The following is a 16,896-nucleotide window of genomic DNA, read 5'->3' as shown; positions in this document are numbered from 1 at the left end:
CAATACTAATCATGTTCATTGGAGGGTGTCATAGATATGTTGCTGTTAAAAAACAAATTTGTTTCCTACGTCATCTGGGCGGTCATCGCCGCGCTTGGCGCATCCGGGTTCGCTATGCTCGCCTTGTCCAGAGGTGAAAGCATCTCGGCGGTATGGCTCATTATCGCCGCGATTTGTACGTATGCATTTGGTTATCGCTTTTACAGCCGTTTCATCGCTCGAAAAATTTACGAATTGAACGATAAGCGGGCTACGCCGGCACACGTCAATAACGATGGCAAAGATTACGTGCCGACCAACAAGTACGTGCTGTTCGGCCATCATTTCGCCGCTATCGCCGGGGCGGGTCCGCTGGTTGGACCTATTCTTGCCGCGCAAATGGGGTACCTGCCGAGCATTCTCTGGATCATCATCGGCGCTGTTCTTGCCGGCTGCGTGCAGGATTTCGTAACGCTGGTCGGCTCTATGCGCCGTGACGGCAAGTCGCTCGGCCAAATGGCCAAGGATGAAATCGGCCGTTTCAGCGGCACGCTGGCTTCCATTGCGACGCTTGCGATTTTGATTATCATCGTGGCCGTTCTTGGACTCGTTGTTGTGAAAGCGTTAGCAGAATCACCGTGGGGAATGTTCACCATCGCGATGACGATGCCGATTGCGATTTTCATGGGCTTTTATATGCGCTATATTCGTCCGGGGAAAGTGATCGAGGGCTCCATCATTGGCTTCGTACTGCTTATGATCGTTCTGTGGTTGGGTCAATACGTTGCGGCAAGTCCGCTTCTATCCAATATGTTTACGTTCAGTGCGCCGCAAATCGCAATCATGATGGTCATTTATGGTTTGATTGCTTCGGTCTTGCCGGTATGGGTGCTGCTTGCGCCGCGGGATTATTTGAGCTCGTTCTTGAAGATCGGCGTAATTGTGCTGCTGGCCGGAGGCATTATGCTGATCCTGCCTGAACTCAAAATGCCTGCCGTGACGAAATTCATCGATGGCACCGGTCCTGTCTTTTCCGGTAATTTGTTCCCGTTCTTGTTTATCACTATCGCGTGCGGTGCCGTGTCCGGGTTCCATGCCTTGATTTCCTCCGGTACGACGCCGAAAATGATCGATCGAGAAAGCCATGCGCCGTTCATCGGCTATGCCGGGATGGCCGCCGAATCTTTCGTTGCCGTTATGGCGCTTATTGCAGCATGTTCCTTGGAGCCGGGCATCTACTTTGCCATGAACTCTTCACCTGCTGTTATCGGTACGGATGCCGCTGCGGTCGCTGCGAAAATTTCGTCCTGGGGCTTCACCTTGACGCCGGACCAAATTACAAGCACAGCCAAGGAGATCGGCGAGAAAACGATTCTTTCCCGTACGGGCGGAGCGCCGACGCTGGCTGTCGGTATGGCGGAGATTTTCTCAACGTTCCTGAGCGGCGCCAAAGCGTTTTGGTACCATTTTGCGATTTTGTTCGAAGCCGTATTTATTTTAACAGCTGTAGATGCAGGGACACGTGTCGGCCGCTTCATGCTGCAGGATCTGGTGGGCAACTTCTACAAGCCTTTCGGTCAAACGACCAATTTCAGATACAACTTCATCGCTTCGCTGCTTGTTTGCTTGGCTTGGGGATATTTCTTGTATCAAGGGGCGGTCGATCCGTTCGGCGGCATTAACTCGCTGTGGGCATTGTTCGGCATTGCGAATCAAATGCTGGCCGCTATCGCTCTGGCCGTTGCCGTTACCATTATGATCAAAATGGGCAAAGCCCGCCATGCTTGGGTAAGCATCATTCCATTCGTTTTCTTGGCTGTGACGACCCTTACTGCCGGATACCAGAAAGCGTTCTCTGCCAATCCGAGCATCGGATTCTTGGCGGCAGCGAAGAAATATCAGGCCGGCATTGACAGCGGCCAAGTGATTGCGCCCGCCAAAAATATGGAAGTCATGCAACAAATCGTCACGAACAATTACATCGATGCGGGCCTTACGATCTTCTTCGGGATCGTCGTTCTGCTGATGATCATCATTTCGATTCGTTTATGGTTCAACATTATCGTTCAGAAACAGAAGCCTCAACTGAAGGAATCGCCGTTCGTTCAATCTACATTCGGAGCGTGATGAGCTTGAGAGCGATTGCCCGTTTTTCGCGCAAGGTAAACACTACGATTAAAATCATTTTCAATATTCCGGACTATGCCAAATATGTGCAACACCAGCAGGAACATCATCCCGGCAATCCGGTGTTGACGGAGAAAGAATTCTACATGCGCTCCCTGCATGAACGCTATGAGAGCGGCAAAATCAACCGCTGCTGTTAAATGAAAAAACTCGATCCCACGGCGACTTGCCATGAGGTCGAGTTTTTTGTTTTTTTACAGGAAGGGGGCTCCGGCGTCTTTGAAGGCATCCTTCATCTCCGGGGTGATTTTGGAATCGCTGATAATGCCTGTCGTCTCCTGCACCTCGCCGATGACGAAGAGCGAGCTTCGGCTGAATTTGGAATGGTCGGCGACCAGATACGTTTCCATCGACTGCTTCATCATCCGGCGGTTCGTCTCCGCTTCCAGCTCGTTATAGATCATCATGCCGCGGGTTAGCGAGATGCCGTCTACGCCCATGAATGTTTTGCGGATGCTTAGGTTATCGAGCGTCGCATTGGCCAGCGGGCCCGATAGCTCGAACGTTTGCGTGCGGATGACTCCGCCTGTCAGAATCAGCTGCAGTCCTTGCGTGCCGATCAGTTCATACGCGATATTCACTGCATTGGTGATGACAGTGAGGTTTTTGAATTGGTTGAGCTTCTTGGCGATGAACGTTGTGGTCGTTCCGCCCGTCAAGCCGATGATGTCGCCGTCTTCGATGAAGTTCAGCGCCTTGTCGGCGATTTCTTTCTTTTCTTCTGTATAGAGGTCCATTTTGTTAAAAAAGGGAACTTCCACCTTCAAGCTTTCCAACACGGCGCCTCCGAAGGTTCGGATGCAGCGTTTCTCTTGCTCCAGAATCTCAAGGTCCCGTCTTGCCGTAGCTTCCGATACGCCAAACTGTTGAACGATATCGATCAAGGCGATGGAGCCTTTATCTTTAATGGCTTGCATTATGGCATCGCGGCGTATATCTGTCTTTCCCATGGTACCTCCTGTAAGCTTTCCTTCTTCGCGAAAGCGGGCTAACGATGTAAAATCATGCTAGCTTCTATATTATCATGCGGAAGGATAAGCGTCTATCAGACCGGAAGTGGCCGGGCCGGGTCTATGCAGCGGTTCCATGCTATCCTGCTACTAGCACAGCGATCATCGCGATGAGAGCGGGAAGGCCCTGAACGATGAGAATCGATCGTTTGGCCGTGATGCCTCCATAGATTGCGGCAACAAGCACGCAGCCGAGAAAAAATAGCTGAAGCTGATGCCCCACAGCGGCATCGGGATGAAGCAGGCCCCATATAAGCCCCGCTGCCAAAAAGCCGTTGTACAATCCTTGGTTGGCGGCCAATGATTTGCTTTCTTCCGCGAACATTTTGGTCGTTCCGAAAGCTTTAAGCGCTCGGGGGGTCGTCCACAGGAACATTTCCAATATGAGTATGTATACATGCTCTGCTGCTACAAGCGCTACGAAAATTGCGCTGATGATTGCCATTTCAGATCACCTTCCATTATATGTTACACAATTGTTTTGTTTAAAATCAATATAAGGCTTTTGTGTACTTTTGTCAAAATAAGACAAACGGATTTAGGAAAAGTTACAACGACCATTTCGTGGGAGCGGGCGAGGAGCAATGCCCAACCTCGTTGGGCAGGGTGTCGGTATGTCCTTTGAATCCGCTGCTGGTGCTGTGATGAAGGAGATGGGGGGAAGTAAATGATGCGGAAGTTGTAGATATGACAGAAAGATGTAGAAGTAAGAGAAAGTAGATGAGCTAGAGGTAGAAGATGCGGATGATGTAGATGTGACAGAAAGAGCGTAGAAGTAACGGAGAAGTAGATGAGCGAGAGGTAGAAGATACGGGTGATGTAGATGTGACAGAAAGACGTGGATAGTAACGGAAAGTAGATGAGCTCGAGGTAGAAGATACGGGTGGTGAAGATACGACAGAAAGACGTAGAAGTAACGGAGAAGTAGATGAGCGAGAGGTAGAAGTTACGGGTGATGTAGATGTGACAGAAAGACGTGGATAGTAACGGAAAGTAGATGAGCTCGAGGTAGAAGATACAGGTGATGTAGATGTGACAGAAAGACATAGAAGTAAAGCAGGATGTAGTTGAATCGGCATGAACCGGCGTTCAAGGTGTGTTCTGGCGGCCGCCGAGCAGCATCGCACTGATCTAACGGACACACGAGCCGTTATCTGCCGGCGGAGGCGTCCGACGAAACTCTAACGGACAGGGAGGATGCTATTCGCGGATTATTTGGGCGATTCGCTGCGATTTCAGCAGAATAGCGTCACCTGTGTCCGTTAGAGCTGAAAATCAGCTCCAAAACGGCAAATAGCGTCCACTGTGTCCGTTAGAGCGAGGGGCGCTGCGTGCGCATCGGAAGCCATCGGTTGCGCCGCCCATTAACCACGCCTCCACCGGGCAGCGGCTTGGTATTCTTCTGGCGGCCGCCGAGCAGCATCGCACTGATCTAACGGACACACGAGCCGTTATCTGCAGGCTGAGGCGTCCGATGAAACTCTAACGGACAGGGAGGACGCTATTCGCGGATTATTTGGTCGATTCGCTACGATTTCAGCAGAATAGCGTCACCTGTGTCCGTTAGAGCTGAGAATCAGCCCCATAACGGCAAATAGCGTCCGCTGTGTCCGATAGTTAGAACGAGGGAGGCTGCGAGCTCATCCGGAAGCCCCTGCATGTGTCGGCGGCTAGGATGCTCGCACCGCTGCTGTGCCGTTAGCCGGCCAGCGGGCACAACAAAACCCCGGCCGCAAGCAGCCGGGGTAAACAAAGCAGCTATACCGCAGCTGCAGTCAAATCTAGCCATGCCATCTCCTGCGGAGTCAACACGAGCTCCGCACCGTCGCGGCATGACTCCATCTCGGCCTGCGTGCGAGGGCCGATGAGCGCGCAGGACGGGAACGGCTGGTTCAGCACATAGGCGAGCGCGATTTGGATCGCGGTGACGCCTTTCTCCTGTGCCAGCTGTTCCGCGCGGCGCAGCCGCGTCCAGTTCTCGTCGCTGTAGAATACGCGAACGAGATCGGCATTGTCGAGCACATCCGGCGTGTACCGGCCGGTGAAGAAGCCGCGCGCCTGCGAAGACCACGAGAGAAGCGGCATCTGCGCCGCTTCATACCAGCGCAGGCCTGCCTCGTCGATGGACACGCAGTCCTTCCAGAACGGCTCTTTGGCCTTCGCAAGGGAGAGGTTCGGCGAGGAGAAGCTGAAGCCGATAAGCCCGTTCTTCGCCGCATAGTCGTTCGCTTCCTGCAGACGCTCATGCGTCCAGTTGGAGCCGCCGAAGGCGCGGATGCGTCCGGCTTCCACATGCTCGTTCAGCGCTTCCAAGATGGCGCCGACCGGAACAGCCGGATCGTCGCGGTGCAGCGCGTACAAATCGATATAATCGGTGCGCAGCCGCTCAAGCGACGTGAAGAGGTCGCTGCGGATCGCTTCCGCGTTCACCCGCGGGCCGTTAGCGTCGTGGTGCGCGCCTTTGGTGAAGATATTGATGTCATCCCGGTTGCCCACTTCATCGAGCCAAATGCCAAGCGCCTGCTCGCTCTGGCCGCCGCAATAGATGAATGCCGAGTCGATCGTATTGCCGCCGATCGCCAGATAGTGTCCAAGAATGTCGCTAACTTCCTGCTTGTTGTCCAGACGGAAAAAGTCCGAGCCCATAATCAGTTTGGATACAGGTTTGTCCAAGCCTTTAATTTGAATGTGCTTCATCGCGGTCATCCCAACCTTTCACCGATTCATTAGTAGTTTAAAGAACGATACGGGAACGCTCTCTTGCGGATTGCAGGCAGGCATCAAGTACTTTCATGTTCAAAATGGCATCGCCAGCCGCGTAATTCGGTGCTTTCTTACCCCAAGCGGCGTAAGCCAAGTCGTCAACCTCAAGCGAATATTGATTAAGGAAAGGAGCATTCTCAACTCGGCGCTCACCGCCTGCATGGACGATGAAATGGCCCGATTCCTCCGTTGGCGTGACAAATGCGGAAGGAACCTCGATGCGGCCTGTCGCGCCAACGATTTCCAGCGTGTTGCGGAAGCCCGCCCACATGCCGCAGTCAAACGTAAGCGCGACATTGCCGCTGAACTCCACCAGCCCGGACATCATCATGTCGACATCGTCATGCTCCGGCGAGAAGAAGGCGTGCGTTGTCACCGCTTCAGGCTCTCTGCCTAGAATCATTCTCGCTGCGGAGATCGGATAGCAGCCTACGTCGTAGAGCGAACCGCCGCCCCATTCGCGCTTGTAGCGCACATTCGTCTTGTCGCCCGGATTGCTGAAGGTGAATGCGCCGTGAATGCCGCGAATGTCGCCGATTTCCCCGGAATCGATAATTTGCTTGATGCGCTCGAAGCGGGGATGATGTCTATACATGAAAGCTTCCGCGAACTGGACGCCGGCCTTCTCACACGCGGCAACCATTTCCTCCGCCTCGGCCGCCGTCAGTGCGGCAGGCTTCTCGCAGAGCACATGTTTTCCGGCCTCTGCCGCACGAATGGTCCACTCTTTATGAAGGTGATTCGGCAGCGGGATGTACAGCGCATCGATATCCGGGTCGGCAATCAATTCTTCATAACTGCCGTATGCTTTCGGAATTCCCAGCTGCTCCGCAGTCTCCTGCGACTTCTGTAAATTGCGGCTCGCAATAGCGCTTACAACACCGGTCTCGGATTGCTGAATGCCGGGAATGCAAGCTCTGATCGCAATTTTGGCACATCCTAGAATTCCCCAACGAAGCTTTGTCATGACGGTATAATCTCCTTCTAGAAAAATATTTGATAGCGTTATATTGTTATTATAAATCGAGTTATTTAAAATGAATATGATAATATATTGCATCCGATATCGTAATATTGCCATTTGGAAGAGGGGGTACGTATGCAGAGACAAGTGATGCTGCCGAGATTTCAGCAGTCCTCTTATTTCATTTTTCCGGAATCCGTCGGATGGTACACCGACCACCCCGGCCATTCCGTTTACCGGCAAGAAGGGTACTACGAAACATACAGCATTCACTTCATCATCTCGGGCAAAGGCTACGTGGAGATCGAAGGGGATCAGCATGTGCTGCAAAAGGGCGACGCATTCCTGTACTTCCCTTACCAGGAGCAGCGCTACTACTCTTCCAAGGATGATCCGTGGAACGTTCGTTGGGTTCATTTCTACGGGAAGCATTTGAAGGAGTTTTTGTTGGAGAAAGGCTTTCTGCGGACGCTTTGGACGCTAAAGAGGTGGACGGAGCTGGAGGAAGCCTTTCACGAGCTGCTGCTGGAAGCCGAAAATAACGGCATTCTCAGGCAGACGAATCTTTCTACGCTAACGTATAAGATTTTGAGCGAGTTTATGAGCTATGCCGCACCGCTAACGGGCAACCGCGGGATGGAATCCGTTGACCGCATTCTTGCTCTGCTCCCGATGATGCAGCAAAAAGCCTGCGAACCGTTCATTCTGGAGGAATGGGCCGAGCTCACAGGCGTGTCTACGTACTATTTCTGCAAATTGTTTCGCAAAGCGACCTCGATGACGCCGCTCTCCTTCATCACGCTGTGCCGGATCCAATTCGCCAAGCAGCACCTAATCGAGAAGGAAACGATGCCGGTGAAAGATATCGCCGCCTTGGCCGGGTATGCCAGCGCGAGTTATTTCAATCAGCGGTTTCAGGAGCAGGAGGGGATGACGCCGAGCGAGTTCCGCAGTCTGTATGCCAAAGGATTACTCGAATAGGCGCGAGCGAATCGGCTCTCCGTCCCAGACGAGCTCGGTCTTGGCCTCGCGCGCTTTCACTTCCGGCTCTTCGAGCAGAAGGAAGAAGTTCTTGGTCGGCAGGTCGCCGAGCCCGTGCTTGGCGGACAGCATGTCCAGATAAGGGCGCATGTTGTCGAGCTGTCCGGACATGTTGCTGGTGCCTGCCTGCGCGAAGGCGTACAGGACGCTGGCGATCGGCGCGCGCTTCACGCGGAACTTCTCCGCTGCTCTCAAGAAGAAGTCCCAGTCCCAATAATGGAATACTTCCGTATCAAACGGCCCCAAAGCTTCGATCAGCTCCGGGCGGAAAATGCAGCCGGAGGAGAAGAAGGTGGAGAATCGGCGCATCGCCGGCACATCGAATTCATAGGCAAAAACAAACCGGTTCGTGATGGAACGAGCGTTGTTCTCATACACATAATCGAAGATTTCAACGTCCGGATACACCAGATCATAGCCTTCGATCTCCTGCAGCATCCGTTCGATATGAATCGGAAGCAGCAGATCGTCATCATCGCACAGCATGATATAATCGCCTTTGACCTCTTGCAAACCGCGGTTGCGTGCATGGACATGCTTGGCATTTTCCGGCATATTCACAATTTGAATGGAGAGCTCCGGGTACAGCTCCTTAATGAAATCTACCGGAGGACCGGCATCGTTGACAACGATAATTTGCAGGTTTGTGTACGTTTGACGGTATAATGATTCTGCGAGCTCCGCAAGCTCAATACGACGGTTATACGTCGGAATAATAATGGACACCAAGGGTTGGGCCGGCATGATCGAGCACCTCCGAATATTCATAGAATAAGCTTACCTCAATTGTGTCACATTTCTCAAATCAATTTCTGGCTAAGAGCGTTAAGGAGGAACCTTATGCTGCAGGTACCGCATACCGGGATCAGTTCGAAGGATGTACACTTATGGACAAAGGACCGCTATCTCCGCGTTTTGCAAAATGAATTACCAACGCCCAAGCTGCTCAGCTTGGATATTTTCGATACGCTATTGTTCCGCACTTGCGCCAATCCGTCCGATGTGTTTGCGATAGTTGGCGAGAGAGCGCTCGGCCATGGCGATCTGGCACCGTCCGTCTCGGCGGCCGCATTCAAAGACATGCGCATTCGGGCGGAATCCCAAGCCCGTGAGCGGCAAGCCGCACGGACAGGCTTTGCCGAAGTGACATTGGAACTCATTTATGAAGAAATGCCGGAGATCCTCGGCAGCAGGGATACATTCGCGCGGATGGAAGTCGAAGCCGAAGCGGACGTCTGTTACGTGAACCCTCATGTGGCTTCGCTGCTCTATGCCTGCAGCCAAGCGGGTATTCCGGTGGCGCTGCTATCCGATATGTACTTATCTTCCGCGCAGCTCCGCACCATCTTGGCCTCGAGCGGCCTGGATATGAGCTGTGTGGACACGATTCTCGTTTCTTCCGAGGAGAGGGAAGGGAAGTCGTCGGGGCATCTGTTCGCCCGGCTGAAAGCCCTTTTTCCGCACATCGAAGCATCCGCAATCGTACATATCGGCGATAATGTAGCGGCTGACGTGGCCGGTGCAGCGCTAGAAGGGATCAGAGGACTCCATTATCCCGTCATTCCGGAGCATTTCGCCAGCATTCACCATTGGGAGTTCGTCAGGCACGGCGATATGCTTCCGGAGTGGAAGTCGCTGCGCAAGCTGGCTGCGGCATCAGGCGCAGCGGAGAGTCGCGGGGAGAAGGAGCGTCTGTTGTATCAGTTCGGCACGGATGTGATCGGGCCGTTCCTGCACGCCTTATGCGAATGGGTGCTTGATGTTTGCGAGCAGGAGAACATCACCTGTGTGAATCCGCTCATGAGGGAGGCGTACCTGCTTGCGCCTATGCTCGAACACGCTTCCCGGCTGAGAGGAATGGAGCTGCAGGTGAAGCCTGTTTATGTGTCCAGGCAAGCGACGATGATGGCGGGTCTGGAGCGGTTCGGCGAGGCGGAGCTGGCGGCTCTGGCGGGAATCCATGGGCTGAAAGTACACGAGCTGTTCGACGTATTGGGCATTGACGGTCCGCAAGACGACCGGTTGGCGCCTTATCTTCAAGAAACGGTCGAATCTTGCAAGAGGATGACGGCCTCAGTAAGCGGTGAAACAACAGTCTATGCGCTGCTTCAAGAAGCACTGCTGAGCGCCGAGGCGCAAGGACGGATTGAAGCTTCGATTCAGCGGCACCGGGAGCTTTTCATCGGTTATTTGACGCAATCGTTCGGCTCCCCGGAGCGGCTGGCGACCGTCGATATCGGCTTTCAAGGCACGATCCAAAGCGCGCTGGAGAACATTGTCCGCCTCGCAGGGCTGAAGCCGCAGATGCTGCATCTGCTCGCCGTCGGCTCAGGCCGGACGGATGAGCGCCGCATGCAAGGCATGAACATTCGCAGCATGCTGCGTGCAGGCAGCGGCGGCAGCGAGGCCGGCAGGCGGATTGCGAGAACGCCGGCTTTCCTGGAAGAGCTGATGATGGGCGCCTTCGGCTCGACGCTCCGTTATTCCCGGGAGGAAGCGGGGAGCATATCTCCGGTCCTGGCCGAGCTTCATCGATCGGACGAAGAGTATGCGCTCAAGCAAGCTTGCCAGGAAGGGGCGCTGGCGTTCCAAAGCTATTATGCCTACCTGCTCCGGCAAAAAGAGGGGAGGCTGGCAAGGGCGTCCCGGCAGCCTGAAGAGTGGGCGAAGCCGCTGCACCGCGTGCTTGCCATGCCGATGCCGCAGGAAGCGCAGCTGCTCGGTGATTTGACGCATCAGGACAATTACGGCACGGAGTACATCGCCCCGATCTGCGGCGTGGTTGCCGAGGAATGGTACGCGGAGGGGGCGGAAGCTTTCCTGAATGCCTGCAATTACGCCCCGTCCGTGTTGAATGTGAATTGGCCTCAGGGCATGGCGACCCGGCGGTTTCCGTATTACTTGTACCGGTATTACCTGCGGCTCACGGACAGCTTCGGACCGCAGACGATGATGTTCGACCTCATTCATCAAGTGAAAGAGGACGGGGTCCGCTCCTTGACGCTGTACGGCACAGGCGCCATTGCGGAGCAGCTGCTGAAGATGGCATGGTTTCACGGCCTGCACATCCCGTACTGGATAGATCCGGCAGTCTCTCCGGATACGGCGCCTTGGGGAAGGTTCGCGTATACGACCCTGGAGCGAGTGAGCGAGCAGTCGGCACAGCGGGGAGCGGAAGAAGCGATTTTTCTAATTGCGACGCTATCTGAGCTGCAGGCTTACCCCGCCCGCATCAGGCAAGCTTTTGAAGGCACCGGCGTGACGCCTGTTCTGTACGAGCTTCGTCCCACTTAACGAGCGGTACTACATAAACTTAGTACTTTTGGAAAACACTGTGGCGAGATAACCTGAGTTTGAAACCTAAAACAAGGGGGCTAAGCCATGGGAAAACCAGCTGCTTTTCGCAGCAATACAACTTTGCACATACTGATCATTCTCTATGCGGCTTTGTGGATTTGGATGGCTTATGCGCCATACAGCAGGTTCGATTGGATGCTGGAAAATTTGCTGATCTGGGCGACGCTGATCGGTCTTGTCAGCACGTATAAGCGGATGACTTTTTCCAATTTATCTTATGCGTTAATCGCTCTGTTCCTCGCGCTGCATACTGTCGGGGCTCATTACTCATACAATGAAAATCTCGTGGACGTATGGCTCAGATGGCTGCTGCATTCGGAACGCGACAATTACGACCGTTTGGTGCATTTCAGCTTCGGCCTGCTGCTTGCCTATCCGCTGAGAGAGGCTTTGCGAGCTTGGACGCCGCTTGGGCGAAAGTGGCTTTATGTCATGACTTGTGTCATGATTTTGGCATTAGGGGCTTTCTATGAACTCATTGAGATGTGGGTGGCGCTGCTCGTTGCCCCGGAGATCGGGACGCTGTTCCTTGGAACCCAAGGCGACCCGTGGGATACGCACCACGATATGGAGCTGGCGCTCTATGGCGCGATCCTTGCCATGGCGGCGACGGCCGCTGCCTCACGGTTCAGTGAACGAAAAGACTGATATGAACAAGTGGAGGATGATGGCTAATGTCAAATGCCAAAGAACAATTATGTTACGTGGGCTCCTATACGGACGAACAGAGTAAGACCGGAATCTCCTTATACAAGTTTCATCCACAGAACGGGCAGTTGACGCTTCTGGAATCGTATACCGATTTGCCGAACGCTTCTTTCCTCACCTTGAATAAGGACCGGACGGTCCTCTATGCGGTCAGCGAAACGAATACGTATTTGGGGCAATTCGGCGGCTCCTCCGCCGCTTATGCGGTGGAAGAGGGAACCGGCAGGCTGACGAAATTGAACCAGCAGCCGACGGGGGGCGAGTCGCCCTGTTATATTAGCGCCGATGCGACAGGCCGCGCCGTCTTCGCGGCCAACTATTCCAGCGGCAGCGTTACCGCGTACCGGGTCCAAGCGGACGGCGGGCTGAGCGAGCCTGTGCAGCTGCTGAAGCACGAGGGGGCGCTGGGGCCGCGGAAGGACCGCCAGGAGCACCCGCATGCGCATTCGATTGTGGTGGCGCCGGACAATCGGTACGCGATTTCTGCCGATCTGGGCCTCGATCGGCTGCTGGTGTACCGCGTCGACGCGGATAACGGCACCCTTGAGCCGCATAGCGAAGCGGCGGTGAAGCCGGGCGCAGGCCCGCGGCACGTGGTATTCAGCGCGGACAGCCGGCACGTGTACGCGGTGGGTGAGCTGGACAGCACGGTGACGGTGCTGGCCTATGATGCGGGCGCGGGAACGTTGACCGCGCTGCAGAGCATTTCGACGCTGCCGGAGGGCTTCAGCGGCGGGAACACATGTGCGGACATCCATCTCTCGGGGGATGGCCGCCATGTGTATGTTTCCAACCGCGGACACGACAGTATCGCGGTTTATGCGGTTGACGGACATAGCGGCACGCTGTCCGTTGCGGGTTGGCAGGCGACGCTGGGGCGTACGCCGCGGAACTTCGCATTGTCGCCGCTGGGGGATTATTTGCTCGCGGCGAACCAGGACTCGAACAGCATCACGGTGTTCCGCGTGGACGCGGAGACCGGCATGCTGCAGGAGACCGGCCAATCGGCGGCGGTGTCGAAGCCGGTCTGCATTCACTTTCTATAGCAGCGGCATAGCGGCCGCCTAGTCCGTTGACGCGGATGCCGCCGCGTCAGCGTCACCATAGAGCTACGGACCCGGGCGGGTACGGCAGCAAATAGTTGCAAGCCCCTTTGTTCATAAAGGGGCTTTTGCTATGCGAAAAATTAGTTGCGCATGCAACTATTCGGGCGTATATTAAAATAGTGGCAAGTGCAACGATTCGGTTAACAAGGGAAGGAGACAGCATCATGATCGATAGCCGGAATACGATTCCAAGGTGGATTTCGCTTTTGTACCGGTACGGACAAATGTACATCGGCGAGCACCTGAAAGCCTATGAGATCGGCAAGGGGCAGCATATTTTTCTCAATGCGTTGTATAAGGAAGACGGCCTGTCGCAGGAAGAACTGGCAGACTACTTGAAAATTGACAAGGGCACGACGGCGAAAGCGCTGAAGAAATTGGAAGAGCAAGGCTACATAACGCGTACGGTCAGTGAAGAGGACAAGAGACGCAACGAAGTCCATCTAACGGCTAAGGCGCTCGAGATTAAAGACGATGTGCGTAAAGTGCTGACGGATTGGCGGGAACGCCTTACATACGGGCTGTCGGACGAAGAAAAAGAGCTGGCCTTAACCATTTTGGAGAAAATGGGCACCAACGCATCACGATTCTCAAAGGAGGTGTAGATAGGTATGAACATGAGGATGGCGGGCGCCGGCTTCATTGACCGGCATTTCCACGCTTTGACGCATCGCAATTATCGCTATTTGTGGTTAGGGCAGTGCGTTTCGCTTATCGGTACATGGATGCAAAATATCGGGCAGTCGTGGCTTGTTCTCACGATTACCGGATCTCCGCTTAAGCTGGGGATGGTTGCGGCATGCCAGTTTTTGCCCATTCTGTTGTTTTCTTTGTTTGCCGGGGTTGTCGTGGACAGATTTCCGAAGAAAAAAATACTTCTGGTGACGCAATCGGTTTCGATGGTTCTCGCGTTTACATTGGCGGCGCTGGTTTTGACCGACACCGTCAGATATGAATTCATTCTAATTTTGGCCCTGCTGTTGGGGCTCAATAATACGCTCGATTTGCCGACCAGGCAAGCTTTTAACATTGAAATTGTGGGCAAGGAAGATCTCATGAATGCGATTGCCTTGAATTCCACCACCTTTAATATGGCCCGTATCGTCGGACCTTCCATCGGGGCCGTTATGATGGCGTGGCTTGGAGCCGGGTGGTGTTTCCTGCTTAACGGCATCAGCTTTATTGCCGTTATCTACGGCATTATCCATATTCAGACAGCACCTTACGTTCGGAAGAAAACGTCGCGCGAGGGCATTTTGGAGGAAATTAAAGACGGGATCTTATATATCGCCAGGGATCCGTTATTGGCGCAAACGGTCCTGCTGGTGACGGTGATCGGAACGCTTGCTTTTAACTTTAACGTCTTGATTCCCGTGTTTACCCGAAATGTGCTGCAAATGGGGGAGACGACGTATGGAACGCTCATGTCCTGCCTTGGCGTCGGTTCGTTCGCTGGGGCGCTTACGATGTCCTTTCGTAGCAAACAGGGACCGAAGCTGAAAATCAGCATCGTCGCCAGTCTCGTCGTGGCCGGGTGCTTGATTCTAACAGGGCTTAGCACGTCCGTTATCGCTTGCGGCGCTTTGCTTGCCTTGACCGGATTTTTCAATATTACATTCGCAACGAACAGCAACTCGAACTTGCAGATGAATGCCAAGGAAGAGTACCGCGCGCGGGTGATGAGCGTATATTCCCTTGTTTTCGCGGGATCGACGCCGATTGGCAGCTTGTTCGCGGGTTATGTCGCAGACCGTTTCGGTGCGAATGGCGCATTCATCGGGTGCGGCGTGTTAACGGGCATTCTGTGTTTGATCATTATATGGAATTATCGCCGCAAAAAAGGCGGAATTCAGGCTGTAGCTGCGGAATAACCAAATTATGGATTGTCAATTGGTTGTCCATCCTTTACAATATGAGATATATTCATGTCGTTATTGGGGAGGTAATCTTGTGTTGGGATTTTTGAAAAGATGGATGCATTCGCCAAAACATGCGCCAAAGCAAGAGCCTACGAACGCTGTGGATTACAAAACGATGGAAATCGACGTGGTTATCAAGTGCTTTGTGTCTGATAAGGACAAGCCGTTTCGTGTGATTTTTAAAGTAGAGAAGCAGGGTTCCTTCTTTACGAGAGACATTTTCGTCCAAAATGTCGATGCGAAAACGCCCTATGAGCTCGTCTACAACTTTTCTGCGCTCGGCATGAACTACGAAGAATTGAAGAGATTCGGAAGTACGGATTACGCGGAGTATAGCTTTGCTACTCTCGAAGAAGCCAAAAAGGTCAAAGATACGACCGTCGACTACATACGCTTTTTGATCCGCGAACATCAACAAGAGACGCTTGCCAAAATATCATAGGTTTCTGGAAAAGGAAGCAAGCGATGTAATCGCTTGCTTCTTTTTTTGGCGGAGAGGTGCTTGGACCGGGGGAGGGCGTTGCTCAGGTGCGTGCCTATGAGCACTATCCCATTGGCTCAGGGAGCTGGGACTTGGCGTGATGCAGATCTGGGGAATTCGCGGCCTGTTGGGGTGGGGGCGTGTACCTGCCTGGGTGACTGGGCACTGTGGCTCGGGCGGCCTAGCGGCGGGTAAATAGCTAATCACTTCGCAGAAGCTTCCGCTTTGAGCACTATCCCATTGGCTCAGGAAGCCGGGACATGACGTGATGCAGCGGTGGGGAATTCGCGGCCTGTTGGGTTGGGTGCTGTGTACCTGACTGGGTGACTGGGCACTGTTGCTCGAGCGGCCCAGCGGCGGGTGGGTGCAGTGGCCATCGAGCGAACTAGCTGCAGGTGGACGCAGTAGCCAACGAGTCGTCTTGCAGCCGGTGAGCGCTGTGACTTCGTCGAGATCCAGCGGTGAGCGGTGCGGGACTCTCCTGCACCTGTCGTCTTTGATCGCGTCACCAAGGCAGCCCCGGCTAACGGACACCACGGACGCTATTGCCTCGATAATCGCCATGCGTCCGAGCTAACGGACACCAGTGCGCTTATTTTGCCGATTCCGAGGCGAAATCAGGCCGGAACGGGCAAATAACGTCACTGGTGTCCGTTAGAAGCTCAAAGCGGCACAAATCGGAAGAATAAGGGCCGCGGTGTCCGTTAGCCGCTGCAGCATGCCGCTAACGGCAAAAAAAAAAAGCTTAATGAGATAAGTATCTCGTTAAGCTTTATTTCTCTAGCTAATCACTTCGCGGAGGCTTCCGCTTTGTGTTGTTGTACGATTTCTTTCAAACGGTATTGGCGGAGCTTCGTAATTGAAGTGAATTTGGAATCCGCGCCTTTGAGCTCGAAAAACACTTTACCGTCTTGAATTTGGACGATTTTCTTCGTATTCACATAGCAATCCGTATTTACCTTGAAAAAGGTACCGCCCGTCGTTATCTCTGTAATTTCTTCGGTGGTCATACGTTTTTTGATGTGAAAATTTTTCCCATGGAAAGAAACAAGCCCATGTTCTCCGACGCGGAAGTACATAATGTCCTTCTCCAGTACGAAATCCTCATAGCTGTTTCTTGTTTCGAGCGCTACAGTCATTTTTAAAATCCCCCTTTTCAAAATGATAACGCTTACACACAATGAGAACGGTTACATCTTATCATATTTCAAGTGAGAATCCAAGTCTTTTCAATAAAAAATGGATCCCTTTACCAGATAGGGGGGATCCATCGTTACTGTGTCTATACGAGCCTTCCCTCCTCCGGGAAGCAGGAAATGGCTAAGGCTGATTTTTCAGTCTATTTCCTAGGAAATAATTAACACCGTTAATGCTAATGCAC

General features: G+C 53.4%; 15 protein-coding genes. 9 read left to right on the top strand and 6 right to left on the bottom strand.

Going from position 1 to position 16,896, the window contains the following annotated elements:
* The first annotated feature begins 36 nt into the window (after positions 1 to 36).
* Positions 37 to 2,106 carry a carbon starvation CstA family protein gene (locus PUT07_RS21990; RefSeq protein ID WP_274470599.1) on the top strand — a complete coding sequence of 690 codons (2,070 nt, stop codon included), beginning with the start codon at positions 37 to 39 and terminating at the stop codon, positions 2,104 to 2,106.
* A gap of 5 nt (positions 2,107 to 2,111) precedes the next feature.
* Positions 2,112 to 2,306, top strand: coding sequence for a YbdD/YjiX family protein (locus tag PUT07_RS21985; protein WP_274470598.1), 195 nt, complete (start codon positions 2,112 to 2,114; stop codon positions 2,304 to 2,306).
* Between the two features lie 54 nt (positions 2,307 to 2,360).
* Here PUT07_RS21985 and PUT07_RS21980 read toward each other — a convergent pair whose 3' ends face one another.
* The 4 genes from PUT07_RS21980 to PUT07_RS21965 all read right to left on the bottom strand — a co-directional run bounded on the left by PUT07_RS21980 (position 2,361) and on the right by PUT07_RS21965 (position 6,906).
* Positions 2,361 to 3,116 carry a DeoR/GlpR family DNA-binding transcription regulator gene (locus PUT07_RS21980; RefSeq protein WP_274470596.1) on the bottom strand — a complete coding sequence of 252 codons (756 nt, stop codon included), beginning with the start codon at positions 3,114 to 3,116 and terminating at the stop codon, positions 2,361 to 2,363.
* Positions 3,117 to 3,255: 139 nt separating this feature from the next.
* Positions 3,256 to 3,621 carry a DUF1304 domain-containing protein gene (locus PUT07_RS21975; protein WP_274470595.1) on the bottom strand — a complete coding sequence of 122 codons (366 nt, stop codon included), beginning with the start codon at positions 3,619 to 3,621 and terminating at the stop codon, positions 3,256 to 3,258.
* A gap of 1,313 nt (positions 3,622 to 4,934) precedes the next feature.
* Positions 4,935 to 5,873, bottom strand: coding sequence for an aldo/keto reductase (locus tag PUT07_RS21970; protein WP_274470594.1), 939 nt, complete (start codon positions 5,871 to 5,873; stop codon positions 4,935 to 4,937).
* 37 nt (positions 5,874 to 5,910) lie between these two features.
* Positions 5,911 to 6,906 (bottom strand): Gfo/Idh/MocA family protein, encoded by a 996-nt coding sequence (locus tag PUT07_RS21965; protein ID WP_274470592.1) that lies wholly within the window; start codon positions 6,904 to 6,906, stop codon positions 5,911 to 5,913.
* A 132-nt stretch (positions 6,907 to 7,038) separates the two neighbouring features.
* Here PUT07_RS21965 and PUT07_RS21960 point away from each other — a divergent pair, with 132 nt between their 5' ends.
* The gene (locus PUT07_RS21960) at positions 7,039 to 7,884 is read left to right on the top strand and encodes a helix-turn-helix transcriptional regulator (protein ID WP_274470591.1); all 846 of its coding nucleotides are present in this window, start codon (positions 7,039 to 7,041) and stop codon (positions 7,882 to 7,884) included.
* Here the strand turns inward: PUT07_RS21960 and PUT07_RS21955 are convergent.
* Positions 7,873 to 8,688: a glycosyltransferase family 2 protein gene (locus tag PUT07_RS21955; RefSeq protein WP_274470590.1), complete on the bottom strand. Its 816-nt coding sequence runs from the start codon at positions 8,686 to 8,688 to the stop codon at positions 7,873 to 7,875. The genes PUT07_RS21960 and PUT07_RS21955 overlap by 12 nt on opposite strands.
* A 96-nt stretch (positions 8,689 to 8,784) precedes the next feature.
* Here PUT07_RS21955 and PUT07_RS21950 point away from each other — a divergent pair, with 96 nt between their 5' ends.
* The 6 genes from PUT07_RS21950 to PUT07_RS21925 all read left to right on the top strand — a co-directional run bounded on the left by PUT07_RS21950 (position 8,785) and on the right by PUT07_RS21925 (position 15,476).
* Entirely contained in the window at positions 8,785 to 11,238 is a 2,454-nt protein-coding gene (locus PUT07_RS21950; RefSeq protein ID WP_274470589.1) for an HAD family hydrolase, read from the top strand.
* An 87-nt stretch (positions 11,239 to 11,325) separates the two neighbouring features.
* The gene (locus tag PUT07_RS21945) at positions 11,326 to 11,949 is read left to right on the top strand and encodes a DUF2238 domain-containing protein (RefSeq protein ID WP_274470588.1); all 624 of its coding nucleotides are present in this window, start codon (positions 11,326 to 11,328) and stop codon (positions 11,947 to 11,949) included.
* A gap of 26 nt (positions 11,950 to 11,975) precedes the next feature.
* Entirely contained in the window at positions 11,976 to 13,055 is a 1,080-nt protein-coding gene (locus PUT07_RS21940; RefSeq protein WP_274470587.1) for a lactonase family protein, read from the top strand.
* Between the two features lie 224 nt (positions 13,056 to 13,279).
* Positions 13,280 to 13,720, top strand: a complete 441-nt coding sequence (locus tag PUT07_RS21935; protein WP_274470586.1) for a MarR family winged helix-turn-helix transcriptional regulator — start codon at positions 13,280 to 13,282, stop codon at positions 13,718 to 13,720.
* Positions 13,721 to 13,726: 6 nt separating this feature from the next.
* Positions 13,727 to 14,986 carry an MFS transporter gene (locus tag PUT07_RS21930; protein ID WP_274470584.1) on the top strand — a complete coding sequence of 420 codons (1,260 nt, stop codon included), beginning with the start codon at positions 13,727 to 13,729 and terminating at the stop codon, positions 14,984 to 14,986.
* Between the two features lie 79 nt (positions 14,987 to 15,065).
* Entirely contained in the window at positions 15,066 to 15,476 is a 411-nt protein-coding gene (locus PUT07_RS21925) for a hypothetical protein (protein WP_274470583.1), read from the top strand.
* Positions 15,477 to 16,303: 827 nt separating this feature from the next.
* Here PUT07_RS21925 and PUT07_RS21920 read toward each other — a convergent pair.
* Positions 16,304 to 16,654 carry a LytTR family transcriptional regulator DNA-binding domain-containing protein gene (locus PUT07_RS21920; protein WP_274470582.1) on the bottom strand — a complete coding sequence of 117 codons (351 nt, stop codon included), beginning with the start codon at positions 16,652 to 16,654 and terminating at the stop codon, positions 16,304 to 16,306.
* Between the last annotated feature and the right edge of the window lie 242 nt (positions 16,655 to 16,896).

The sequence above is a fragment of the Paenibacillus sp. MAHUQ-63 genome, from assembly GCF_028765165.1.
Lineage (GTDB): Bacteria > Bacillota > Bacilli > Paenibacillales > NBRC-103111 > Paenibacillus_E.
The sequence above is the reverse complement of the archived record's forward strand: the minus strand, read 5'-3'. Positions and strand labels throughout refer to the sequence as shown.